Genomic DNA, 24090 nt, shown 5'->3' with positions numbered 1-24090 from the left:
GAGGACAGTCTTTGAAGCCGGCGGCAGCCTTACGGGAAGGGGCGGGGTGGGGAAAATTCAAAGCGCCTGCGGAAAGTCGAACACCCGCCCCGGGTCGTACTGCTTCTTGAGCTTGGTCAGCCGATCCGCGGCCGGACCGTAGTACGCAGACCGCCAGCCCGACAACGTCGGATCCGCGTAGTTCTGGTACGCCGCCCCGGACGCATAGGGCCGCATCGCAGCCCGCGTACCCCCCAACCACTCCCGCACGGCAGACCCCGACGTCCCGGCCCGCCAAGCCCCGATGTACTGAGCAAGCACCTTGCTCCGCCGATGCACGAACGCCGTGGCCGTCGGGTCGACCCGGTTCACGGCCCCACCCAGCGCGGTGAGCGTCACCGCCCCGGACCCGCCCCGAACCCCCGCGACCCGCCCGAGCAGCGCCCGCACACCCGCGTCCGACAGCGACCGGTCGAAGAAGTCCGACCCGGCCGCATACGTCTCCCGCCCGAGCGCCCCCGCCGTGTCCCGCCCCGGCACGGCCCCCGGCAGATGGCACTGGTCGTCGTCCGCGAACCCCGCGCACCCGGCGTAGATCTCCATCGCCTCCAGGTACGACCGCCGCCGCAGCGACACGTTCGAGGCGGAGCCCGGGCCGCCCGGCCCGTCCGCGAGGCGGTCGACCGCGTTCTGCAGCTCGCCGTACGTGCCGAGCGAGAACGCCGCGACGGACACCGTCGGCGTCCGCCCCGCGGCGGCGTCCAGGTGGAGCGACGACCAGATCTCGTCGGGCTGCGCGGGCCCCCACTTCTGCCAGGCCTTCAGCACGGTCGCGGCCTTGCTCCACGGCCACGTCATGTACGCCGTCACGGCCCGCGGAGCCGGATGCGTACGGAAGCGGAGCTCGGTGACGACCCCGAAGTTTCCGTTGCCGGCGCCGCGCAGTGCCCAGAAGAGATCGGCGTTCTCCCGGTCATTGCAGGTGAGTTGCTTGCCGTCGGCCGTGATGATCGTGGCCTGGGTGAGGCTGTCGCAGGTCAGTCCGTACGCCCGTGAGGTCACGCCCTGACCGCCGCCGAGGGTGAGCCCGGAGATGCCGACGCTCGGGCAGGAGCCGGCCGGGATGGTGACGCCCTTGGCTGCCAACGCCCGGTATACGTCGATGAGTTTGGCCCCGGCCCCGATGGTGGCGGTGCCGGCGGAGACGCGTACGGACTTCATCTTCGACACGTCGACTATGAGCCGGTCGTTCCCGGAGGACCAACCGCCGTAGGAATGGCCGCCGTTGCGTATCGCGAGCGGGGTGTGGTGGCGCTTGGCGAAGGTGAGGCATTCGCGGATGTCGGCCGCGGTGGCGACGTACGCGACCGCACTGGGCTTCAGCTTGTCGAAGCGGGTGTTGTACAGCTGGCGGGCGGCGGCCCAGTCGTTGTCGCCCGGGCGCAGGAGCTTGCCGTCGAGGCCGCGGGCCAGGGCGGACCAGGTGGTGGCGGAGGGGCCTCGGGCGCTGCCGCCCATGCCGGTGGTGTGGGACATGGCGGCGGTACCGCTTCCGCTGCCGCTGCTCTTAGGACTGTCCCCGTTGCCTGTGCTGCACCCTGCGGCCGCGCTTGCCGCGATCGCGGCCCCCGCGCCGATCACTGTGCGCCTGCTCATGTCCATGTCGCCTCCCGGGGGGAGTGACGGTTTCCGGGGGTGGTGGGTTCCGAATTTTGATTCCCCTCCCCGCCCCTTCCCGAAAGTCCTCAAGCGCCGGACGGGCTGATTCATGGCTGATGAATCAGCCCGTCCGGCGTTTGAGGACACCGCCCGAAGGGCGGAAGGCGTCGCAGACTTTCGGGAAGGGGCGGGGAGGGGAAAACAAACCCCCCGTACCCCATACGGCCCGCACGCAGCCCCCCACATGGCCCTGCCCACTGGCCCCCGACCCACCAGGGCGGTGCCCTGAGTAGACCGATACCGGACTAATCAGGGCAGGCCCCAATGAAGCGAACCCGAATAGCCACCCCCCTCGGCTCCGCCGCAGCCGCCGCACTCCTCATCACCCTCAGCGCAACCGCCCAGGCCCACGCCGTGGACAAGCCCACCGAACCGGGCGAGCTCAAGCTCATCGACACCCCGGCCGGCAAGGCCCTCGCCGACAAGGACGGCAACCCGCTCTACCTCCGCGACGAGGACAAGCCCGACACCCCCGACTGCACCGGCGACTGCGCCACCACCTGGCCCGCCGCGATCGGCTACCCGACCAAGGCCGACGGAGTCGACGGGTCCACCGGCCAGACCAAGGACAACGCCGAGGGCGCCGACAAGCCCCAGGTCATCTACGACGCGCACCCGCTCTACTACTACAAGGACGACAAGCCGAACGAGCCCAAGGGCCAGGACGTCAAGGGCTGGAGCCTGGTGGGCGCGGACGGCAACGCGCTCAAGGCCGACGCCGCCCCGGACGAGTCCGCGTCCCCCTCCGCCTCGGCGAAGCCCTCGGACGGCGCGTCCAAGTCCCCCGAGCCGGGCAACGAGAGCGGCGCCCCGATGCCCACCGCCGCGTCCCCCGACAAGACGGGAACAGGCACCGACACCGGAACGGGTACCGGCGACGCCAGCACCAAGCCCAACGCCCAGACGAGCAGCGGCACCGGAACCGGCACCGGCATGGGCGACAGCAGCGCCGCCGCCCAGCCCCCGGGCGCCCTGAAGGCCACTCCCAAGGGCGCGGCCCGAGGCGGCGCCGACCACGGCGAGCAGGCCGCGCACGCCGCGCAGGAAGAGACCGTCGAGCAGTCCGCCATGGAGCAGCACCCCGAGGCCGGCCCCCTGGCCCTCGGCTCCGCCGCCCTCGCCACCGCCGCGGGTGCGGTCGGCATGATCCTCGTCCGCAGGCGCCGCGAGCGGAACGCGATGGCGACCGGCACCGCCACCCCCGAGGACGGCCGGAGCTGAACCCCGACGCCCGCGGACCCCGGCCGCCCAGGCGCCGGCGCCGCAGACAAGGCCGTACGGCGGTCAGGCTCATGTTCGGCGCGTCCGCGCTGTGTGCCCTGGCCGCCGTCGCCCTGCACGAGTACCCGGCCCTCTCCGCGAGGCTCACCACCCGGGTGCAGGACGAGGCGCGCTCGCTGTTCAGTGAGGCCGGCTCATTGGTCGGCCTGGAGCAGGAACAGCACGACGAGCACCATCCCCACGAGCAGCAGCGAAAGCCTGAACAGCCGGACCAGCCACACCAGTCGCCTCATGCGGATCTCCCCCAGTCCCCATCCCCGTCCTCCCCGTCCACGTCCCCGTCCCCGTCTCCGTTGGTCCCTGACCCGGGGGCCGCCCCCCAACGCCTGCGCATCCCCTCGATCGGCGTCGGCGCCGACGTGCTGGCGCTGGCGCTGGACGAGCAAGGCGGCCTGGAAGTGCCGGAGTTCAAGGATGCGATGAAAGTGGGCTGGTTCGCACTGGGCCCGCGCCCCGGATCGGCCGGCCCCGCCGTCCTGGTCGGGCACCGGGACGCGCCCGCCCTCGCGCCGAAGCGCGGCTACCGTGACGCGGTCTTCGCACGGCTGCCCCGCCTCAGGCCGGGCGACAAGGTGGAGACCGAGCGGGTGGACGGGCAACGCCTGAAGTTCACGGTCACAGCCGTGGATACGTACAGCACGAAGGCCTTCCCGACAAAGAAGGTCTACGGTCCGGTGCCCTTCCCGGAGCTACGCCTGATCACCTGCGGCGGCGCGCTCGACAAGCGTGGGCACTGGGACTCGAACGTGGTGGTCACCGCCACCCAGGACGCACCGGCTCAGGCAGTCCAGCCCTCGCAAGCGGCCAAGCCCGCTCAGGCAGCCAGGCCCTTGCCCTCGGAGTCCGCGCCCGCCTCCGCGGAAGGTTCCGTACGCGCGCCGGGAATCCCGACCGTCCCCTGATCCTGACCCTGACCCCGGCCGCGTACCTGCTCGGGCACCACCGGAGCGGCCGTCCCCCGCGCCCGCACCAGCCAACCCACCCGCGGCGAGCGGGAGATGGCCGTGGTCAGTGGGGTGAGGAGGGCCATCGCGAGCGGGGCGAGGAGCAGCGTGACCGCCGTGCCGAGCGCGAATCCGCCGACCACGTCGGTCGGGTAGTGCACGCCCATGTAGACCCGGCAGAAGCCCTCGACCACCGCGAGGCCGATCCCGACGAGCCCGAACTTCCGGTTGGCGACGAAGAGTCCGACGCCCAGCGCCATGGCCAGCGTCGCGTGGTCGCTGACGAAGGAGAAGTCGGTCTTGCCGTCGGCAAGGACCTCCAGGCCCTTGTGGTCCACGAAGGGTCTGGGCCGTTCCACGAACCCGCGGATCGGAATGTTCACGAGCACCGCGATGCCCGCGGCCAGCGGCGCCCACACCAGGCCCGCCACCGACACCGCCGCGGTCTCGGCGGACTCGCCGCGCCGCACGCTGCGCCAGCACCACAGGACCAGCAGGACCATGGCCAGGAGCAGGCCGTACTCACCGATGAAGCCCACCGCGGAGTCCATCCAGCCGGGGGCGTCCTTCGCGAGGCCGTTGATGTCGAAGAGCAGACCGATGTCGGGGTTCGACCGGGAGGTCTCTGGTCCAGCCATGGTGCCGTGGCCCCTCATCGTCTCGTCGCCATCGGGCGCACCTGGCCGTGCACCCTTGTCTCAACCCCCGTGCGTCACAGCTGGTCGGGATCAATCCGTGGTCAATCCTGCGGTGTCCCGCGTCAAGGGAACGCCTGGTTCCCCTCTCTACGTTCCACTCTCCACCGAAAGATCACTCAGACGTTATCCAAAGGTGACTGAAAGCCGCAGCTCAGGGGCAAGGCGTAACGGAGAGTTCCGGCCACCTCACACTTCCTCCAGCGCCTTCGCTCCGGCCTCCGTCACCCGCGTCGCCCCGAAGTAGTCAGGCGTGTCGACGGGCGCGAAGCGGATCACCGCGCCGGGCCGCGGGGCGTCGATCATGTAGCCGCCGCCGACGTAGATGCCGACGTGCCGGATGGCCCGGGAATTGGTGAGGTCGTCCGAGAAGAAGACCAGATCGCCGGGGAGCAGCTCCTCGCGCTTGGGGTGCGGACCCGCGTTGTACTGGTCGTTCGCGACGCGCGGCAGCTCGACGCCCACGCTGTTGTACGCGGCCTTCGTCAGCCCCGAGCAGTCGAAGCGCCCGCCCTCCTCGGGGGTGCCGTTGCCGCCCCAGAGGTACTCCTTGCCGAGCTGGTCCTGCGCGAAGGAGATCGCCGCGGCGGCCTGCCGGGAGGGGCTCACCCTCCCTATCGGGCGGGCGAAGCTCTTCTCCAGCTCCTTGATCGTCTTCACGTAGTTCCGCGTCTCGCTGTACGGGGGTACGCCGCCGTACTTGATCACCGCGTACGCGCCCGCGTTGTACGCCGCGAGCATGTTGCTCGCCGGGTCGCCGGGCGCGTCCTTCACATAGCCGGCCAGCTTGCAGTCGTACGAGGCCGCCGAGGGGATCGCGTCGGCGGGGTCCCACACGTCACGGTCGCCGTCCTTGTCCCCGTCGATGCCGTGCGTGGCCCAGGTGCCGGGGATGAATTGCGCTATGCCCTGCGCCTCGGCCGGGCTCTGCGCCTTCGGGTTCCAGCCGCTCTCCTGGTACAACTGCGCGGCGAGCAGGGCCGGGTTGATGGCCGGGCAGAGGTTGCCCCACTTCTGGACCAGGGGTTGGTAGAGCGCGGGCACGGCGCCCTTCGCCAGCCCCACCGCGCCCTTGCCGACGCCGTTCATCAGATTCCCGGCGACCATGAAGGTGCCGACGACGAGCAGCAGCACGAAGCCGACGGCTCCGCCGGCGGTGAGGGCGGCGACAACCCATGCCTTACGCACCGTCAACCACCCCTCGGGACCCAAGAATCCTGGACTTCCTCCAGGTCCGGGGGAAAGTCCGCCAAGGAGTCAGTTTAGAGGGGTACCCCCTTCCGCACAGGGCATATGCGGCGGCTCCGGGGGCGGGGTCGGCCGTTCGGCAAGCGGCGCCAGGGCTGGGGTAGCCATACGTTCAGCGCACTCGGCGCCTTCGGGCTGTGCCCACCCTCCCCCAAGCTCTCGGCTTCGCTCGACCAGGGGGGACCCCCCTCGCCCTGCGGAACGACTGCCCACAGCGGGGGCGGGAGCGGAGTAGCTGCCCCCAGCCGCGACCGGACCAGCCGAAGCCGCCGGCACCCGAGGCAGCAGCGCCCCCCGCTCCACCAGCCGCGCAACCTCCGGCAACGCGGCAAGCACAAGCTGCGCGACCTCGGCCCCCTCCGCCTCCGCAAGGCGCGCGACCTGCTCCCGCAACGACACCTCGCGCCCCGCCCCACCCAGCAGCGCAACCGCAAGCGGCGAAACCTGATCGCTCCAGTTGAGCCCCTCCGCAGGAGTCTTCAGAATCTGCTGGGCCAACTGCCACCCCCCACCGGAAACCGTGTGCGAGGCCTGCTGCCACAGCGCGATGCCCGCCCCGGCAACGTACTGAGCGGCAAGCGGATCCTGATCCCGCAACCAGTCCTGCCGGGCGAACCACCCGGCGACCTGCGCCCCGGTCGGCTCCGCCCCCTCCGCGCTCAGCTCCTCGACCCGCACCACCGGATCGGCCCGCCCACTGCGCCGGACCACCACCGTCCCGGTCCCCACGGCCTCGACCTTGTTCGCCTCGAACCAGCCCAGCCAAGAGGCCCGTTGGCCCAGCGCCTCCTCACCACCGCTCTGCTGCAGCCAGTGGTCGACATACGCCTCGGGCCCGGAAACACTGCGCTGCACGACCCAGGCATCGAGCCCGGCGCCGCGCGGAACCCAGTCGGCGACCCGCTCCCGCCAGTCCTCGCCCGCGATGTGCGCCCAATTGGCGCGGAAGAGGAGATGTCCGCCCTCCGTGAGCAACTCGCCTGCCTGTCCGGCAATTTCGGCTGAAATTGCATCCCCGGGCCGACCGGAGTCGCGGTACACGCAGTGGACGATGCCGGGCCCGACGACGTACGGCGGATTGCTGACCACCAGGTCGAAGCGGCGCCCGGCGACCGGCGCGAGCATGTCGCCCTCCAGGACCTCCCAGTCGAGGCCGTTCAACGCCCCGGTCAGGGCGGCGAATCTGGCCGCCCGCGGCGACAGGTCGGTCGCCGTCACCTTCGTCGCCTGCTCGCTCAGGTGCAGCGCCTGCACCCCGCAGCCGGTGCCGAGGTCGAGCGCCGACTCCACGCGGTGCCGAGGCGTCGCCCGGTGCAGGAGCCGGGTGGTGGGGCCGATGGGCAGCACCCGGTCGGGCCGCTGGTCCTGCGGGTCGGGACGGAGGAAGCGCGGGTAGTCGGAGATCGCCCACCACTTCTCGTACGGGTGCAGATGGACCGCGGACCGTACGACTCCCGACCCCGCGGCCTCCAGGAGCGGCAGCACACCCGGCTCGACCGACGCGAGCGGCACCGGCTGCCCGAACATGAAGAGCTTGATCAGAATCCCCAACGGGGCCTGTTCGCCCAGGATTTGGAGCGCAGGACCGCAGTCGTATCGATTCAGCGCCTCGGTCGCCTCGAGTCCGACCTGCGCGAGGATCCCGTCCCGCGTGTAGCCGTGCGACAGGAGCACGTCGCGCAGGGCGTCGATGGCCTGGGGAGTAAGCAGTGGCTCGGTCATGGTCCTTTTGTCGGCTCTTCACCGCCGGGCCTGAACCCTGGGCCCATCGGGTTAACGCCATTGAGGGACATGGGTGAACTCGGCCGTTACGTCGGCGAGTTGGCCACGCTCAGTGATACGCCCTGCTAAGGAGGCCGACGGAACCCCGCGAGGGGACGTCGACCTCCGGTCACAGCAACTACTCACGGTCACGGCGACTATTCGAAGCTGGGCCCCGCACTGCGGCTCCGCTTCAGCTCCGCGGCGCCCGGTACGGAGGCCAGGAGCAGCGTGGCGTCCCAGAGCCGGAGCGCCTCCGCGCCGCGCGGGATCGGCGAGGCGATCGGCCCGAAGAAGGCGGTCCGCCCGCCCTCCGCGTTCGGCACGGCGAGCACCGGGCTGCCGGCTTCCTCGCCGACACCGTCCTGGGCCGCCTGGTGCGAGGCACGGATCTCGTCGTCGTACGTCGACGCGTCGGCTTCCTCCGCCAACTTGGCCGGGAGCCCGGCCTGTTCGAGCGCGATGCCGATCGCCTCCAGGGTGGGGCCCTGCCCGTCCCGGTGGAACTGCGCGCCGAGCGCGGTGTAGAGCGCCGCGACGGCGTCGTTGCCGCCCAGGGCGCGCGCGGCGCTGAGCACGCGGATCGGGCGCCAGCCCTTGGGGCCGAGCAGCTCGTGGTACTCCTCGGGGACCTGGTCGAGCTTGTCCTGGTTGAGGATGGCGAGGCTCATCACCCGCCAGTTCACCGCGAGTTCGCGCTGCTCGGCCACTTCGAGCAGCCAGCGCGAGGTCATCCAGGTCCAGGGGCACAGCGGGTCGAACCAGAAGTCGACCGGGGTCGGGGCGGTGTCGGTGCCGGTTCCGGGCATGACGGTCTCCTTTCAGCCTTCGGTCTTCAGCCGTATGTACGTCAGAGCGTGGCGAGGCCGAGCACCAGCGGGGACGCGGCCAGCAGGGTCAGCACGGCCGGCGCGGGGGCGCCCTTGGCGTCCTTGGCCCGCAGGTGCGTGATGACGGCGCCGATGAAGTAGAGGACGACACCGATCGCGGCGGCGATGCCGAGCGGCCGGAAGAAGATGCCACCGATCAGCCCGAGCGCACCGGCGATCTCCAGCGCGGCGAGCCGTGGCAGCCAGGCCTCCGGAACTCCGGCCTGCGCCATGCCCTTGGTGATCTTCTCGTCCTTGACGAGCTTGCCGCGCGCCGAACCGAGAAGCACGAGCGAGAGCACGGAGGCGACAACGATGTAAGCGATGAACATGTGGATTCTCCTTGAGCGGAAGAAGGGGAAAGAGGGCGAAAGGTGGTGAAAAGGGGCGCCCCGTCAGGGGGCTTCTAGGCCAAAGAAACGGGTTCAGCCTCGATCACGCTGCTGGGCGACCGCGTAGGCACAATCCGGGTGAGCCGGAACCCGGCCTCGGCGAGCAACGCCCGGAACTCCTCGGCGGTCCGCTCCTGCCCCCCGCTCAGCACCATCATGTTGAGATCGATGATCTTGCTGGGCGAGAACTCATCACCCTCGGGCACCACGGTGTCCACAATGAGCAGCCGGGCATCGTCAGACATGACCTGACGACACGACTGCAAGATGCGGACGCAAGACGCGTCGTCCCAGTCGTGCAGCACCCACTTCATCGTGTAGAGGTCCCCGCCCTCGGGGACCTTCTCGAAGAAGCTGCCACCGACGAGCTCGCACCGCTCGGAGAGCCCCGCGTCAGCGATGTGCGGAGCCCCCGCGGGGACGACGTGCGGCAGGTCGAACACCACTCCGCGAGCCCGCGGATGAGCGGCGAGGACGGCGCTGAGGAAGGCGCCCTCTCCCCCGCCCACGTCCACGATCTTCTCGTACGGACCGAAGTCGTACGCCTCGATGACCGTGTCCGCGACCATCGCGGTCAGCCCGCTCATGGCCTGGCCCAGGTGCGCGTTCATGACCGGGTCGCCCTCGAAGAAGGCCCAGATGTCACACCCGACGGCCTTGGCGAAGGCCGCCTCGCCGGTCTGCACGGAGTGCAGGATCTGGCCCCAGGTGTCGTGGTGGGCCTCGCCGAGTTCCATCTGGACGAGGGATGCCAGTGACCCGGGGACATCGCTGCGCAGCGCCTGGCCGACATCCGTGAGGACGTGCCGGCCCCGCTCGTCCGTGCGGAACAGACCGACGCCGGTGAGGGCCCGGAGCAGCCGGCCCAGGGCACGCGGGTCGCTGCTGGTCAGCTCGGCGAGCTCGGCCGTCGTCCGCGGGCCGTCCGCCAGGTGGGCGGGGAGCCCGAGGGCGGTACCGGCGTACACCGCGCGGGAGATCCAGGCATTGGTGACGATCTCGAAGATGCGCTGGGTCGATTCGGCGGAGGGGGACTGTGCGTTCACGGGACCTCCAGGTGGTCGTGGGAGCTGATGGTCGGCCCAACTCACGTGGGCCGACCATCAGTTGATGAAGACCTTGGCGACTCAGCCGACGGTGATCGCGATCTTCCCGACGGTGCCCGCCCCGAACGCCCCGAAGGCCGCCGCCACCGAGTCGAGCCCGAAGCTCTCCCCGATCGGCACCTGAAGGGTCCCCGCGGCCACGGCCGCCGCGAGCCGGTCCAGGGTCGCCGCGTCCGGGTTGGCCATCACGGACGTGACCTGGATGTCGCGCCCCTCGGCCTGCTCGGGCCCGAACCCGAGCGTGGAGGCAAGGCGCCCCCCGCCGACCAGGAGCCCCGCAAGCACCCCGGGGTCACCGGCCAGGTGCACGGCGGCACTGACGCCGGCCGGGGCGAGGGCGCGGACCTGGGCGTCTATGTCACCGGTGTGGTCCACGACGTGGGCGGCACCGAGGCCGGTCACGAACTCGGCCTCCTTGCCGGGGCGCGCGGTGGCGATCACCGTGGCGCCCGCGGCCGCCGCGAGCTGCACGGCGTACGCGCCGACGCCGCCGGTGGCGCCCGCGATGAGCACGACCTCGCCGCGCTGCGGGGCGATCGCGTCGATGACGCCGGCCGCCGCGGACCCGGCGAGCCCCAGGGCCCCGGCCTGCGCATCGGTGACCGACTCAGGCAGGGCCGCGATGCCGTAGCCCTCACCCACGACGACGTACTCGGCAAAGGCGCCGTCCTGTACGACGGGCTTCATCACGACGCCGAACACCCGGTCCCCGACTGCCCTGTTGACGCCCTCGCCGACCGCCTCGACGGTCCCGGCGAAGTCCTTGCCGAGGGTGATCGGGAACTTGTGCTCCATCATGTCCTTGAACACGCCGTAGACGACGGCGCCGTCGAAGCCGTTCAGCGAGGTGGCACCCACCTTCACCAGGATCTCGCCGGGACCCGCGGCCGGCTTGGCCACGTCCGTGACGGCGGGGGTCGTGCCGAAATCAGCGATAGTCACTGCACGCATTGGTTTTCCCTCTGCTCTCTTGATTCGATTCGCATTGCTATTCAGCGGCCTGTTCGTACGAGGCCCGCATGATCGTGGCCGCCACTTCGAGTTCGGCGAGATCTCTGGGGGCGTACAACATCACGATGCTGTTGGGGAATTCGGGCCTGCGGGTAATGGGGTGCGGTTCGATCCAGCCGAGGTCGGTAAGGGCCTCAAGGGACGTCACCGGGACCGTGAGATGCATGAACCCGGAGCGGTGGATGTGCCCGAACTCATCGACCGAGGGGTGCAGGAACGCCTCGAATCTGCGGTCCTCCCTGGCCAGCCGCAGCGCCATGGACGAGGGCTCGGAGACCAGGCTGGGGCTGACGTACACGCCCGGCAGCTGCTTGGCGCGTGCGACCAGACCGGCCCTCACCTCCGGCGGCGAGAAGTCCTCCAGCTGGTCGTGGGGGATTTCCCGGCCGGTCGTCGCCGGTCGGGTCCCCTTGCGTGCGGGGAGGGTGGTCAGGTCGACGGACATGGTTCTCCCTTGGTACGAAAGGCAATTGGGTGCGGGAGTGGCGAACTCATAAAGTGCGCTGGTTACTTCTTGTTCCCGAGATGATTCTGAGCGATCCTGCTGCCATGACAGAAGAGGGCACTTCAAAAATCCCTACGCACATGGATGTTCCTGACCAGGTCAGCGGGGATCTGCCAACCTGTGAACTGCGGGACGTGCTCAACCGGGTGGGCGACAAATGGAGCGTCCTGATCATGGCGATGCTCGGCGGCGGCCCGCGCCGGTACTCGGAGTTGCGGCGCTCCATCGACGGCATCTCGCAGCGCATGCTGACGCTGACCCTGCGCAGCCTGGAGCGGGACGGCCTGATCACCCGGACCGTCACGCCCAGCACCCCGCCCCGGGTCGACTACGACCTCACGCCGGTCGGCCAGACCCTGTCGCGCGAAGTGAGCGGCCTGATCGGCTGGTCGGAGCAGCACCGCGAGTACATCAGCGTCTCGCGGCGCTCCTACGACGACGAGGACTCGGCGTCAGACGACGCGTAGGTCAGGAGACCCGCAGGTCAGACGACACGCAGGTTGGCCATCATGCCCGCGGCCGCGTGATCGAAGATGTGGCAGTGGTAGAGGTACTTCCCGCGGAATCCGTCGAACGTCATCTGCACCTTCACCGACTCCCCCGGCATCAGGGCCACCGTGTCCTTCAGGCCCGACTCCGGACCCGAGGTGACGGGCCGGCCACCGCGTTCGATCACCCTGAACTGCACCAGGTGGATATGGAAGTTGTGCGGGGCGATCTGGTTGGTGTTGGTCACCGTCCAGATCTCGGTGGAGCCGTACGCGACCTCGGTGTCGATGCGGTCGTGGTCGTAGACCTTGCCGTTGATGTACGCCTTGTCGTCCGGGCTGCCGGTCTCGTCCATGGAGAGCTCGATGTTCCGGTGCACCGTGGCCGGCGGCAGTTCGGGGAGCGTGCGGAGCTTGGCGGGGACCTTGCTGTCGTCGGCCTCGGTCCGGTTCACGCGGAACTGCAGCACCTTGGTGATCAGGTCCCCGGGACCGCCGGGCGCGGCGGTCGGGGCGTTCCTGAGCTCCAGCTGCGTACCGACGGCGTACTTCGAGAAGTCGACGACGATGTCGACGCGTTCGCCCGGCGAGATGGCGATGGAGGAAGTCTTGTACGGGGCTTCGAGCAGCCCGCCGTCCGAGCCGATCAGGTCGAACTGGGAGCCGTCGGACAGGCTCAGGTCGAAGAAGCGCATGTTGGCCGTGTTGAACAGGCGCAGGCGGTACTTGCGGGCGGCGACCTCGAAGTACGGCCAGGCCTTGCCGTTGGCGAGTATGACGTTGCGGTTGAGGAAGTCCTCGACCTGGTAGACGAATTGGCCGTTCTCGTCGAAGCGGGCGTCACGCAGCGAGATCGGCACGTCGTAGGCCCCGGAGGGCAGGCCGAGCACGTTCTCCAGCGGGTCGGTGAGCAGGTAGGTGCCGGTGAGTCCGCGGTAGACGTTCTCGGACTCGTAGTGGTGCGCGTGGTCGTGGTACCAGAGGCTCGCGTGCGGCTGGCCGTTCGGGTACTGGTAGATCTTCGACCCGCCGCCCGGGGCGAGCGTGTCCATCGGCCCGCCGTCGTTGCCCTCGGAGACGTGGCCGCCGTGCAGATGGACCGAGGTGGGCACGGTCAGCTTGTTGGTCTGCTGGATCTCCACGCGCTGGCCGCGCTTGGCCCTGATGGTCGGCCCCGGGAAGCTCTTGTCGAAGGTGCGGACCTTGGTGAGCTTGCCGGGGATCACCTCGACCGCGGTCTCCTCCATCGTCAGGGAGAACCAGCGCGCCATGGTGTTCTCGGCCCAGGGCTTGGCCACCGGCGGTATCGGCATCTTGAGCGCGAACTTGGGGATGGTCGCCGGGTCCAGATCGGCCGCGGCGGCCACCCCGGTCAGCGCGGGGTGCAGCAGGCCGCTGCCGATGGCCGCTCCGGCGACCACGGCGCCGCCGCCCTTGAGGAAGCGTCTTCGAGAGATCACAAGTACTCCTGTACGTAAGTGAGTTGGGGTGATTCAGTCCGCGAGCCGGTCTTTCAGCCCGCGAGCCCGCCGAGGGCCATGTGCTCCTCGTGCAGGAAGTCCGCGATCAGGAACGCCAGGTCGAGCGACTGGCTGCGGTTGAGCCGGGGGTCGCACGTGGACTCGTACCGCTCGAAGAGATAGCGCTCGAAGAGGTCCGGGAGGCCGAGGTCGTGCCCGCCGCCGACGCACTCGGTGACGTCGTCGCCGGTGAGCTCCACATGGATGCCGCCCGCGTGCGTGCCGAGCGAACGGTGGACCTCGAAGAAGCCCCGCACCTCGCCGAGGATGTCGTCGAAGCGGCGCGTCTTGTGGCCGGAGGGCGCCTCGACCGTGTTGCCGTGCATCGGATCGCAGACCCAGGCGACCGGCGCACCGGACGCGGTGACCTTCTCCACCAGGCCGGGCAGTACCTCGCCCACCTTGTCCACACCGAGGCGTACGACGAACGTCAGCCGGCCGGGCTCGCGCTCCGGGTCGAGCCGGTCGATCAGCCGTAGCGCGTCGTCCGGCGTCGTGGACGGGCCGAGCTTCACGCCGATCGGGTTGCTGATGCGCGAGAAGTACTCGACGTGCGCCCCGTCCAGCTGCCGGGTGCGCTCGCCTATCCACAGCATGTGGCCGGAGGTGGCGTACGAGCGGCCGGTGCGCGGGTCCTGCCGGGTGAGCGGCGACTCGTAGTCGAGCAGCAGCCCCTCGTGCGAGACGAAGAACTCCGAGTCGTCGAAGTCCTGCGGGCTCGCGCCCGTGGCCCGCATGAAGTGCAGGGCCCGCTCGATCCCGGCCGCGATCCCGCCGTACTGCGCCTTCGACGGGGATCCGGCGATGAAGTCCCGGTTCCAGGCGTGCACTTGGCGCAGGCTGGCGTGCCCGCGCGAGGTGAACGCCCGTACCGCGTTGAGGGTGTTGGACGATGCCTGGTACATGCGGAGCAGCCGCTCCGGGTCGGGCACCCGGCTCTCGGCGTCGAATCCGAAGCCGTTGACCGCGTCGCCCCGGTACGTCGGCAGGGTCACCCCGTCGCGGGTCTCGGTCGGCTTGGAGCGGGGCTTGGCGTACTGCCCGGCGAGCCGGCCGATCTTCACGACGGGCAGGGAGGCCGCGTACGTCAGCACGGCGGCCATCTGCATCAGCGTGCTCATCTTGCGGTGCACGGACTCGGCGGAGACACCGTCGAAGGTCTCCGCGCAGTCCCCGCCCTGCAGCACCAGGGCCTCGCCCCGGCTCACGGCGGCCATCCGCCGCTTGAGCCGCTCGCACTCGTCGTCGAAGACCAACGGCGGTACGGAGCCGAGCTGTTGGGCCACCCGGCGGACCGCGTCCGGGTCGGGATAGTCGGGCTGCTGGCTTGCCGGGAAGCCGCGCCAATTGTGCCTGTCCATGGCAAGTTCTCCGGATTCCGTGGGGTCTCAGACCCGGGCCCGCTGAGCGGCCCGGCCGGCACCTTCGAGTGCGGCCGCGAGGGAGGCCCCGGCCATGTCCTTGAAGCCCGCGAGCCTCGGCACGTGCGCCGACTTGGTCATCTCCGCGTGCAGGAAGGTCAGATCGTCGGCCAGCGCCACCATGCCGAGGGCCGACTTCAGATAGGGCTCCTGGAAGTCGTACGCCTGCCGGGGCGTGCCAGGGCCGTACGCACCGCCGCGCGCGGTGACCACGACGACCTGCTTGCCCGCGAGCGGCCCGACGCCCGTCTCCGGGTCGACGACCAGCGGCGGCACGATGATCCGGTCGAACCAGGCCTTGAAGGCGGAGGGCAGCGAGAAGTTGTGCATCGGGGCGCCGAGCACGATCGTGTCGGCCTCGAGCACCTCGTCGATCAGCTCCCATGCGGTGGCCCAAGCGGCCTTCTCCGCCGGGGTCCGCGCCGCTCCCCGCGCCTCGTCGAGGTCGCGGATGCCGGCCGTCTCGATGCGCTGCATGACGGCGATCTGCGCGGCGTCGATGTGCGGCACGTGCCGGGCGTTCAGATCCCGGTACGTGTACGTCGCGTCGTCGCCGTTGGCTTTCCGCCAGGCCTCGGCGAAGTGGGCGGTGACCTGGCGGGTGACGGAGTCGGGGCGGGGGCTGGAGTCGATGTGCAGCAGAGAAGGCGAAGAAGGCATGACTGAACTCCTCGTTGAGGGAAGTGAGGGAATTGAGGTAACTGAGGGAAGGGAGAGAAGGGAGAGAACTCAGAAAGGAAGGGGGGTAGGAAGTCAGGCCACCATCTCGGCCGCCCGCACCCCCGCCGCACGCCGGACGCCGTCGTCCCAGCGCGGATAGCTCCCCAGGAAGCGGACCCCGGCGTCGAGCTCGCCCAGGGCGGCCACCGCCTCCCGCACCGGAGGGTTCTCGATGTGTCCGGCGACATCGATGAAGAAGCGGTAGCTGCCCAGCCGGTCCCCGATGGGCCAGGGCTGGATCCAGCTCGGCGCGATCCCCCGCGACTGGAACGCCGTGAGGATGTCGACGAGCCGGCCGGGCCCGTCCGCGCCCGGCGACACGACCAGCGAGGTCCGGTCCCGCCGGGTCCGCCCGGCCGGCAGCCAGGCCTGCGACACCCGCACGAACCGGGTCACCGCGTCCGGGTGCGCCCCGAGCCCGTCGGCCACCACGTCGAGCCCGTACAGCCCGGCCGCATGGGGCGCGGCGATCGCCGCAATGACGTCACGCCCATCCGCCGCACCGGCACCGACCTCCCGGGCCGCCGTCGCGGTCGAGTCGGCGGCGACCGTCTCCGCCTGCGGACAGTGCTCCGCCAGCCACCCCGCGCACTGCGCGAGCGCGTGGGGATGCGAGAGCACCCGCGTGACCTCCGCGAGCCGCGTCCCCGCCGGGGCGAGGAGCGCGAAGCTGACCGCCACCTCCACCTCGCCGCTGATGTGCAGCTCGGCGACGGACCCGACCAGCTGGTCCATGGTGGCGGGCACGACCCCGCGTACGGAGTTCTCCAGCGGCACCACGGCGGCCCCGCACTCCCCGCGCCGCACCGCGTCGAGCGCGGCCGGCACGGTGGGGAAGGGCAGCTGGGCCACGTCGCCCGACTCCCCTTCCCGCTCAATCAGTTGACGTAGCGCGGCCTGGGTGAAGGTGCCCTCGGGGCCCAGATAGGCGTACGACATGGCGGCCGTCAGCTCTCGATGAGCCGGTGGAAGAGGACCGTGTCGAAGATGTCCTCCATCCGCACGGCCTTGCCGTCGCGCAGGGTCCAGGAGTGCACGAACTGCAGGCTCTCGGTGTGCCCGGACTTCGAGGTGACGTCCCGCACCCCGAAGACGACGACCCGGTCGCCGGACTCCAGGAACTCCTGCGGATGCAGCTTCATCCCGCCGAGCACGGTGGGCACCTTGGCGAGGAACTCCTTCACGCCCGCGTGCCCGTGCTTGGTGCCGCCGAGCCCGTAGTCGTGCATGCCGTCGGGGTGGACCCACTGCATGTCCTCGGCCATGGTGCCGAGCAGGGCGACGACGTCGCGGGTGTGGAAGGCCTCGTAGGCGGTCTGGATCAGAGCGCGGTTGTCCGAATGGCCGGTCACTGGATCTCCTCCACGGGCGCAAGGGCGGCGATCCGCTCGGCGTACTCCGGATACATGGACTCGACCGTGCGCCGCAGCCCCTCGCGCCAGCCCACCTTGCAGGGCCCGGTCAACTTCTGCCGCAGCGTCGGGTCGAACTGGTAGGTCTCGCGGGTGACTTCCTTGGGCGCGAGCTTGGGCGCGACCCCGGTGAGCTCTTCCAGGTAGCGCATGACGTCGGTCATGCCGACCGCCTCGTCGCCGCCCCAGTTGGTGAGCGTCGCCGGAACGGTCGCCGCCTCCCACAGGTGCGGCACCTGTTCGACGAGGTCGTCGGTGTAGAGCAGCGAGCACCAGTTCTGGCCCTCGATCGGGACCGGGATGGCCTCGCCGGCGAGCATCCGCTTGAAGTAGATCATCGGGACGCCGCCGTAACCGCCGGGCCCGTACGCGATGTTGAGCCGGGCGATGACGGTCTTCAGGCCGAGCGTCTGCGCGTACGCCCGCACCGCACCCTCCGTCGCGATCTTCACGACGGGATAGACGGGCAGCCAGTCGGCAACACCGTCGATCGGGTCGGACTCGGTGTACGCGTGGTCCAGGGTCTGCCGGGCGTAGAGGGCCCCGGTGGACACGTAGAGGAAGGCCTCGGCGGTCCGGCAGTGGGTCATCAGCCGCCCGGCGGCCACCGTGTTGACCTCGATCGCGGTGTTGAAGTCCCCGTCCTCCCCCCGTCGTACGGCGGAGTGGATGACGTGCGTGAAGTCGTCGGGCAGACCGGCCAGGGAGTCCTCGCCGGTGTCGTTCATGTCCCAGCGGAAGGTGGTGATGCCGTGCCGGGTCAGCTCCTCCTCCGCGCCCGGGGTGCCGAAGCGCCCGAGCGCCCACACCTCGTTGTCGGCCGCGAGGGCCTTGGCGACCGGCCCGGCGACCTGTCCGGTGCCGCCGGTGACCAGGATCTTCTTGCCTTGCATGTACGTCTCCTTCAAGAGCGGTGAAATGGAGGTCAGTCGGAGTCCCCGAGCGCCCGGTCCAGCTCCTTGCGCAAGATCGACTGGAATGTCGCCACGTGCTGCGGACCCATCAGCGTGTAGTGCTCACCGGGCACGTCGAGGTACCGGTTGGCCTCGCGGGCGTGCTCGTCCCACCGGCTGAGCTCGTTGTTCAGCCAGTCCTCCTTGGTGCCGCGCAACGGCACCGCGTAGAAGACGGACAGGGACCGCACGGACCCGCTCGGCGAGTAGCTGCGCCCGAGGTCGGTGAGCCCGTCCGCCAGCTCGGCCCAGGCCGTGAACTTCTCCAGCGTCAGGTCGAGCTCGGCGAGCCGCGCCTTGGGCGCGATCTCGACGAAGTGCGCAAGCTGCTCGGCACGCGGCAAGTGCCGCAGCTGGTCCGGCAGTTCGAGCGACTGCCGCTTGTCGATGAGCGCGAGGAAGAAGGCCAGATTGGCGGCCGTCTCCACGAAATCAAGCTCATCCATGCGGTACTTGATGTGCGGCGGCAGATTGAAGCTGCCCACGAAGTCGACCCGCTCGCCCTCGGCTTCGAGCACCTTGGCGATCTCGAAGGCGACGGCCCCGCCGTACGAGTAGCCGGCCACGGCGTACGGCCCCTGCGGCTGCTTCTCGCGAATGGCGGCGACGTACGTCGACACCATCTCCTCCATGCTCCCGAAGGGCTTCTCCCCGGGGTTGAAGCCCCGCGCCCGCAGCGCGTAGAAGGGCCGGTCCCCCACGAAGTACTTCGCCAGATTGACGAAGACGAGCACTTCGCCCACGCCCGGGTGCACACAGAACAGCGGCGTCTTGTCGCCCACCACCTGCATGGGCACGATCGGGTCGTACGGCCGCTCGGCCTCGCTCTCCGTCAGCCGCACCGCCAGCTCCCGCACGGTCGGCGCGGTGAGGACGGTGATGATCTGCAGGTCCCGCGCACCGAGCCGCCGCGCCACCAGACTGCGCAGCCGCAGGATGTCGAGCGAAGTGCCGCCCAGATCAAAGAAGTTGGCGGTCGCACTGATGCTGGACGGCTCCACGTCGAACATCTCGGCATAGATCTCGGCGAGCACCGTCTCGGTCCCGCCCTCGGGCGCGGTGTAGCCGCCGAGCCGCCGCAGCACCAGATCGGCGGTCTCGCGCGTGGTCTCGTCGTACGCCCCCTCCTCCAGCTTCCGCCGCATCAGCGAGCGCTGGATCTTGCCGAGGCTGGTCTTGGGGAAGGCGTCCTTCGGCAGCGGCAGGATCAGCGAGGGCCTGAAGCCCCAGTGCATGACGACCCCGGACCGCACCGCGGACAGCACCCGGTACAGCGCGAGCTCATCGCCCTCGGCCACCTCCGGGTGGAAGGCGATGACCAGCTGCTCGGTGTCGCTGCCCGGCGCCCGCGTCGGGAAGGCCGCGACGTACGACCGCGCCACACCGTCCAACTCCTGCAGCACCGACTCGATCTCGTGGCTGAAGTAGTTGACGCCATTGACGATGACGCTGTCCTTGCTGCGCCCGACGAGCGTGAGGCGGCCGCCATCTATCCGCCCGAGGTCCCCGCTGCGGAACCACCCGTCGGCGGTGAAGGCGTCCCGCGTGGCCTGCGCGTTGTTGTAATACCCGGTCGTGATCATGGGCCCGCTGAGCTGCAGCTCGCCCGTCTCGCCCGCGCCGACCTCGACGTCCTGCTCGTCGACGACGCGGATGCGCAGCCCGGCCACGGGAAGGCCCAGGTTCGCGAACTCCTGCCGCCCGTCGAACTCGGGGAACGTACGGGAGTAGATGCTGCCGGCGCAGGTCTCCGTCATCCCGAAGGCGGGCCACAGCACATCGGCGGCCAGCCCGTAGCGCGCGAACGTACGCAGGAAGGTCTTGCCGGTGGCCGTCACGACGGCCTCGCCACCACTGATGATCTGCCGCAGCCGCGACAGGTCGAGAGCGGCGCCGCCCCGGCCCTCCCCCTCCAGCTGCTCGGCCGCCGGATTCAGCAGCCCCAGAAGGAAGTTGGGGGTGAAGGTCATGGTCACGCCGTACGCGGATATCAGCCGCAGGAATTCGAGCGGATCCCCGAGCACCACGGGCGCCTGAACGTGCAGCTGCGTGGCACCGGCGTACAGCGGCAGCAGATGGCACTCAAGCAGCGCCGCGACGTGGTCGAACGACACCCAGTTCAGCGTGATGTCGTCCCCGGTCAGCCGGTGCACACCGTTCTTCGCGGCCATCGACGCGAGCAGATTGGCATGCGTCAGCTGTACGGCCTTGGAGTTCCCGGTCGACCCGGAGGTGAGCACGAGCAGCGCGGTGTCCTCGGGCGCGGCCCGATGCAGCTCCTCGGCCTCCGCCCCCTCCCCGGCACGCAGCGCATCGAGGAGGGCCACGGAAAGCCCGTCCAGGTGCGGCAGTTCGGCATTCACCTTCTCGTTCGTCACGATCAGCGGCCGGTCGAGCAGCGAGTCGACGTGCCCGAGCTGCGCCGCCCACCGCTCGGGGTCACCGCCCAGGGGCGCCATCGGCACGGGTACGAACCCGCCGAGCAGGCAGCCCCAGAAGGCGGGCAGGAACTCCTCGGGCCGCTCAAGGAGCAGCACCACCTTGTCCTGCGCGACGAGCCCCCGCTCCCGCAGCCCGGTGAGCACCCGCCGCGCCTCGGCGACCAGCTCCGGATAGGACTGCGGCCGGGCATCGGGCACGGCGGCCGGGCCCTCGTGATAGCGAAGGCCGGCCTCGGGGTGCTCCTGGGCGGCCTTGAGGAGCAGGTCGGCGACGGTCTGGGTGTCCCGGATGGTGGCGATGGTCATGGGTCGATGCCCTCTCTTCTGCGTTCGCGTCTTGGGGCTTTCGGTGCTTTCGGGCATGCGCGACCGACCCCCGGCGAGTGCAGGGGTGCGCGGTGCCTTGGTTCAGATGCGCTCAGGCGGCCGTGTCAGGCCGTGTCAGGCCGTGTCAGGCCGTTCCAGGCGGTCTCAGACGGGGTTGCCGACAGCGACGCCATAGGCGCTGTCGACCATGTCGAGGAGTTGGTCGTACGTGACCTGGTACTCCTGGGTGCCGACGGACTCCAGGACCACGGTGGCCAGCGCACAGCCGAGCCTCGCGGCTCTCTCGTACGCCCACCCGCGGCCGGTCCCGGCGAGGAACCCGGCCCGGAAGGCGTCCCCCACCCCGGTCGGGTCGGCCGGGTGCCGCGTGGGCACGGCGGGGACGTGGAGCGGCTCGTGTCCGTCCCGCAGGACGTCCACCCCGTCACCGCCGCGCGTCACGATCCAGGCGCCGGTGTGCCGCAGCACCTCGTCCGTTCCCCAGCCGGTACGTTCCCGCAGCAGCGCGGACTCGTACTCATTGGTGAACAAGTACGCTGCCCCGTCGACCAGTTGGCGAGTTTGAGGCCCGTCAAGGCGGGCGAGCTGCTGCGAGGGGTCGGCCGCGAAGGCCAGCCCCAGGCTCCGGCAGGCCTCGGTGTGCCGCAGCATGGCGGCGGGGTCGTCGGGCCCGATGAGCACGAGCTCGGGCCGGCCTCCCGCGAAACCCTCCACCACTTCGGCGAGCGAGATCCGCGAGGCCTCTGCCATGGCCCCCGCATAGAACGTGGCGATCTGATTCTGATCGGCATCGGTGGTGCACACGAACCGGGCGGTGTGCAGGGTCTCGCTGTAACGCAGTCCCCCGGTGTCGACCCCGACGTCCCGCAGCCACGCCTCGTACTCCCCGAAGTCCCGCCCCACGGCGCCCACCACCACGGCGGACTGCCCGAGCCGGGCGAGCCCCACCGCGATATTGGCGGCCACCCCGCCGCGCCGCACCTCCAGGGTGTCGGCGAGGAAGGACAGGGAGACCCGGTCGAGCTGGTCGGCGATCAGCTGATCGGCGAACCGGCCCGGATAGACCATGAGGTGATCGGTCGCGAGGGACCCGGTGACGACGATGGACACGACATCTCCCTGGGGAATCGGTGCGGTACCAAAAGGCTCATTCATCGACCGTGCGAGGTTCAACAACCCTCGGTTCAGCAGTCGGTCGCGTTCTACAGAGGCAGTACGCCAATGTCAGATCGACGTCAGGAGTGGCCCAACATCCGCCATGCGCAAGTCACTTCGATGAGCACGAGTGAGCGCTACGTCACGCCCACGCCCTTGCCCTCGCTCACGCGGTGGGCCGCAGCACCGACCGAAGGGCGGGCACCGCGAGCCGGAACCCGACGCCTCGCACGGTGACGATCCACTCGCTGTCCCCGAGCTTGCCGCGCAGGCTGCTGACGTGCGTGTCCACGGTCCGCCGCGACCAACTGCCGCCCCACACCTGCTGCATGATCAGCTTCCGGGGCACCACGGCGTCGGGATGCGAGGCGAGCAGCTGCAGCACGTCGAACTCTTTCCGCGTCACCCCCACGGGAACGCCGTGCAGCGTCACTTCCCTGGCCCCCGCGTCGATCCGCAGCGGCCCGCACTCCATGACCTCGGCGGTACGCGGACGGGGCTTGGCCCTGCGGGTCACGGCCTGGATGCGGGCGATGAGCTCACGGAACCCATAGGGCTTGACCATGTAGTCGTCGGCGCCGGCCTGCAGTCCGAGCACCCGGTCGACCTCGCAGTCGCGTGCGGTGAGGACGATGATCGGGATGTCGGAGGCGGCCCGTATCGCCCGGCAGACCTCTAGCCCGTCCAGATCGGGCAGGTCGAAGTCCATCAGGATCAGGTCCGCGTCACCGTACTTCTGCAGGGCCGCATCGCCCGTCCCCACACCGCCGGCCGCGAAGCCCTGCCGTCGGAGTGCGGAGATGAGACGGTCACGAGCCTGACAGTCGCCATCCACCACCAAAATGTGCTGATGCATCGTCAATCCCCCCGGAGTTCGGATACCTCGCCCTGCCGAAACCTTGTGTCCAGCAAGACTCAAGGAGCGTAAGAACATCCCGGAGAACGCGTCAAAAACAGGTTGGCCGAAAGGCGACACGCCTCAATGGGCCATCGCAGGCTGTTTACGCCAAAGAAACATGGATTCTCCGGTTCCGCCCTGTCGGAGGGCCATAAATTCCGAGGTGGCGGCCTCGCGCACCAGCCGGATTCCGCCAACGCACCTCGCGGGAGCGCCGGTTGAGCCGTTTTCCCGATACCCCCCAATCGGGCCCGAGGACCCGACCGAAAGACCTCGCGAACACAGGTGTGCCCATGCCCTTTGACTGCGCTTGCACTGCGCTTGCACTGCCCATTCACGGCGCTCCGCCGGGCGGGTCTCGCCGCTGGGTTACCCGAGTGAACTGACCCGCGACCCCGGCGTGTTGAGCGCTCTGCCCGGTATGCCCCGCTAGGCAGGTTGGCATGGACCTCAACAATCTCACTCCCGGCCGCCGGGTCCGCGCGACCCTCACCGGCGGCTTGATCTGCGCGACGGGCCTGCTCGTACCTGCCGTGGCGTACGCGGATCACGGACCGGAGCACACGGACGGGACACGGACGACGGCACCCGTGGAGCCGCCGCCCAACCCCACCGTCATCCAGCCGAACCAGGGCCTGCTCTCCCAGGACCTCGACTCCGACACGAGCATCCTCGGCCCGATCGAGTCCCGCGGCCCGTCCGAGCCACCGACTTCGGGCCCCGGCTATCCCGGGCCCGCCGCCGATCCGGCGGACTTCGGTTTGCTCGGGATTCTCTGACCCCACATCGTGCTCGACCCGGCCCGTTGTCCACAGCCTGTGGACGGCGGGCCCTTTACTGTCCGCACTCCGCCCACAGGTACTTCCCGGGTTGATTCAGGGCGTACGCACCGTAGCGGGCAGCGCAGGCCTGAACGAGGAGGAGCCCCCTCCCCGACTCGGCATCGACCCCGGGGTCCTGGCTGTGCCCGGTGAACGGCGGCGGAATCTCAGGATTGGCATCCCACACCCCGACACGCAGCCGCCCTTCGGGGCGTTGACCGATACGGAGGGCGTAGGGGCCGGTGGTGTGGAGGTGCGCGTTGGTGACGAGCTCGGAGGTGAGCAGCTCGGCGGTGAGGCGGAGGTCGTCGAGGCCGTGGCTTTCGAGTACGGCTCGGAGGGTGGCTCGGGCGATGCCGGGGGCTCGGGGGTCGTGGGGGAGTTGGAGGGTGTATGCCCAGGGGGCGGGGGCTACGGTTTCCAT

23 protein-coding genes are annotated in these 24090 nt (G+C 70.0%); 4 read left to right on the top strand and 19 right to left on the bottom strand.

The genetic code is table 11. The features are described 5' to 3' along the window. Positions 1–57 precede the first annotated feature (57 nt). Positions 58–1635, bottom strand: a complete 1578-nt coding sequence (locus tag OG430_RS26670; RefSeq protein ID WP_327355124.1) for an FAD-binding oxidoreductase — start codon at positions 1633–1635, stop codon at positions 58–60. A gap of 327 nt (positions 1636–1962) precedes the next feature. On the opposite strand from OG430_RS26670, the gene OG430_RS26665 reads away from it, so the two are divergent. Both OG430_RS26665 and OG430_RS26660 read left to right on the top strand, forming a co-directional pair. Further along, entirely contained in the window at positions 1963–2919 is a 957-nt protein-coding gene (locus OG430_RS26665; RefSeq protein ID WP_327355123.1) for a hypothetical protein, read from the top strand. Between the two features lie 71 nt (positions 2920–2990). Next, positions 2991–3881 (top strand): class F sortase, encoded by an 891-nt coding sequence (locus OG430_RS26660; RefSeq protein ID WP_327355122.1) that lies wholly within the window; start codon positions 2991–2993, stop codon positions 3879–3881. Here OG430_RS26660 and OG430_RS26655 read toward each other — a convergent pair. The 8 genes from OG430_RS26655 to OG430_RS26620 form a co-directional block, all read right to left on the bottom strand. Further along, positions 3794–4561 (bottom strand): phosphatase PAP2 family protein, encoded by a 768-nt coding sequence (locus tag OG430_RS26655; protein WP_327355121.1) that lies wholly within the window; start codon positions 4559–4561, stop codon positions 3794–3796. The two genes, OG430_RS26660 and OG430_RS26655, sit on opposite strands and share 88 nt — an antisense overlap. A 246-nt stretch (positions 4562–4807) precedes the next feature. Then, positions 4808–5806 (bottom strand): C40 family peptidase, encoded by a 999-nt coding sequence (locus OG430_RS26650; protein ID WP_327355120.1) that lies wholly within the window; start codon positions 5804–5806, stop codon positions 4808–4810. A 69-nt stretch (positions 5807–5875) separates the two neighbouring features. After that, entirely contained in the window at positions 5876–7588 is a 1713-nt protein-coding gene (locus OG430_RS26645; RefSeq protein ID WP_327355119.1) for a DUF7782 domain-containing protein, read from the bottom strand. 197 nt (positions 7589–7785) lie between these two features. Next, positions 7786–8436 (bottom strand): mycothiol-dependent nitroreductase Rv2466c family protein, encoded by a 651-nt coding sequence (locus OG430_RS26640; RefSeq protein WP_327355118.1) that lies wholly within the window; start codon positions 8434–8436, stop codon positions 7786–7788. A 41-nt stretch (positions 8437–8477) separates the two neighbouring features. Then, positions 8478–8828 carry a DoxX family protein gene (locus OG430_RS26635; protein WP_327355117.1) on the bottom strand — a complete coding sequence of 117 codons (351 nt, stop codon included), beginning with the start codon at positions 8826–8828 and terminating at the stop codon, positions 8478–8480. Positions 8829–8902: 74 nt separating this feature from the next. After that, complete coding sequence (locus tag OG430_RS26630; RefSeq protein WP_327355116.1) at positions 8903–9934, bottom strand: methyltransferase; 1032 nt, start codon at positions 9932–9934, stop codon at positions 8903–8905. Between the two features lie 81 nt (positions 9935–10015). After that, a complete protein-coding gene (locus OG430_RS26625) occupies positions 10016–10945 on the bottom strand; it encodes an alcohol dehydrogenase catalytic domain-containing protein (RefSeq protein WP_327355115.1) in 930 nt (309 codons plus the stop codon). A gap of 37 nt (positions 10946–10982) precedes the next feature. Then, a complete protein-coding gene (locus OG430_RS26620) occupies positions 10983–11450 on the bottom strand; it encodes a luciferase domain-containing protein (protein ID WP_327355114.1) in 468 nt (155 codons plus the stop codon). 140 nt (positions 11451–11590) lie between these two features. Here OG430_RS26620 and OG430_RS26615 point away from each other — a divergent pair, with 140 nt between their 5' ends. After that, positions 11591–11977, top strand: a complete 387-nt coding sequence (locus OG430_RS26615) for a winged helix-turn-helix transcriptional regulator (protein WP_327355113.1) — start codon at positions 11591–11593, stop codon at positions 11975–11977. A 17-nt stretch (positions 11978–11994) separates the two neighbouring features. Here OG430_RS26615 and OG430_RS26610 read toward each other — a convergent pair whose 3' ends face one another. The 9 genes from OG430_RS26610 to OG430_RS26570 form a co-directional block, all read right to left on the bottom strand. Further along, on the bottom strand, positions 11995–13458 hold the full coding sequence (locus OG430_RS26610; RefSeq protein ID WP_327355112.1) for a multicopper oxidase family protein: 1464 nt from the start codon (positions 13456–13458) through the stop codon (positions 11995–11997). A 53-nt stretch (positions 13459–13511) separates the two neighbouring features. Further along, a complete protein-coding gene (locus tag OG430_RS26605) occupies positions 13512–14879 on the bottom strand; it encodes a class II 3-deoxy-7-phosphoheptulonate synthase (RefSeq protein ID WP_327355111.1) in 1368 nt (455 codons plus the stop codon). A 27-nt stretch (positions 14880–14906) separates the two neighbouring features. Beyond that, on the bottom strand, positions 14907–15599 hold the full coding sequence (locus tag OG430_RS26600) for an FMN-dependent NADH-azoreductase (RefSeq protein ID WP_327355110.1): 693 nt from the start codon (positions 15597–15599) through the stop codon (positions 14907–14909). Between the two features lie 93 nt (positions 15600–15692). Then, on the bottom strand, positions 15693–16598 hold the full coding sequence (pheA, locus tag OG430_RS26595) for a prephenate dehydratase (protein ID WP_327355109.1): 906 nt from the start codon (positions 16596–16598) through the stop codon (positions 15693–15695). An 8-nt stretch (positions 16599–16606) separates the two neighbouring features. Next, entirely contained in the window at positions 16607–17011 is a 405-nt protein-coding gene (locus tag OG430_RS26590; protein WP_327355108.1) for a nuclear transport factor 2 family protein, read from the bottom strand. Continuing rightward, on the bottom strand, positions 17008–17964 hold the full coding sequence (locus OG430_RS26585) for an NAD-dependent epimerase/dehydratase family protein (RefSeq protein ID WP_327355107.1): 957 nt from the start codon (positions 17962–17964) through the stop codon (positions 17008–17010). Before OG430_RS26585 ends, OG430_RS26590 begins: the two co-directional genes overlap by 4 nt. 32 nt (positions 17965–17996) lie before the next feature. Then, positions 17997–20771 carry a non-ribosomal peptide synthetase gene (locus OG430_RS26580; RefSeq protein WP_327355106.1) on the bottom strand — a complete coding sequence of 925 codons (2775 nt, stop codon included), beginning with the start codon at positions 20769–20771 and terminating at the stop codon, positions 17997–17999. 165 nt (positions 20772–20936) lie between these two features. Beyond that, a complete protein-coding gene (locus OG430_RS26575; protein WP_327355105.1) occupies positions 20937–21902 on the bottom strand; it encodes a carbohydrate kinase family protein in 966 nt (321 codons plus the stop codon). Between the two features lie 211 nt (positions 21903–22113). Further along, positions 22114–22803 carry a response regulator transcription factor gene (locus OG430_RS26570; protein ID WP_327355104.1) on the bottom strand — a complete coding sequence of 230 codons (690 nt, stop codon included), beginning with the start codon at positions 22801–22803 and terminating at the stop codon, positions 22114–22116. Between the two features lie 485 nt (positions 22804–23288). Here OG430_RS26570 and OG430_RS26565 point away from each other — a divergent pair, with 485 nt between their 5' ends. Continuing rightward, entirely contained in the window at positions 23289–23624 is a 336-nt protein-coding gene (locus OG430_RS26565; RefSeq protein ID WP_327355103.1) for a hypothetical protein, read from the top strand. A gap of 55 nt (positions 23625–23679) precedes the next feature. Here OG430_RS26565 and OG430_RS26560 read toward each other — a convergent pair whose 3' ends face one another. Then, a complete protein-coding gene (locus tag OG430_RS26560) occupies positions 23680–24090 on the bottom strand; it encodes an ATP-binding protein (RefSeq protein ID WP_327355102.1) in 411 nt (136 codons plus the stop codon).

Source organism: Streptomyces sp. NBC_01304 (genome assembly GCF_035975855.1).
Lineage (GTDB): Bacteria > Actinomycetota > Actinomycetes > Streptomycetales > Streptomycetaceae > Streptomyces.
Note: the sequence above shows the minus strand (reverse complement) of the source record. Positions and strands in the feature narration are given on the sequence as shown.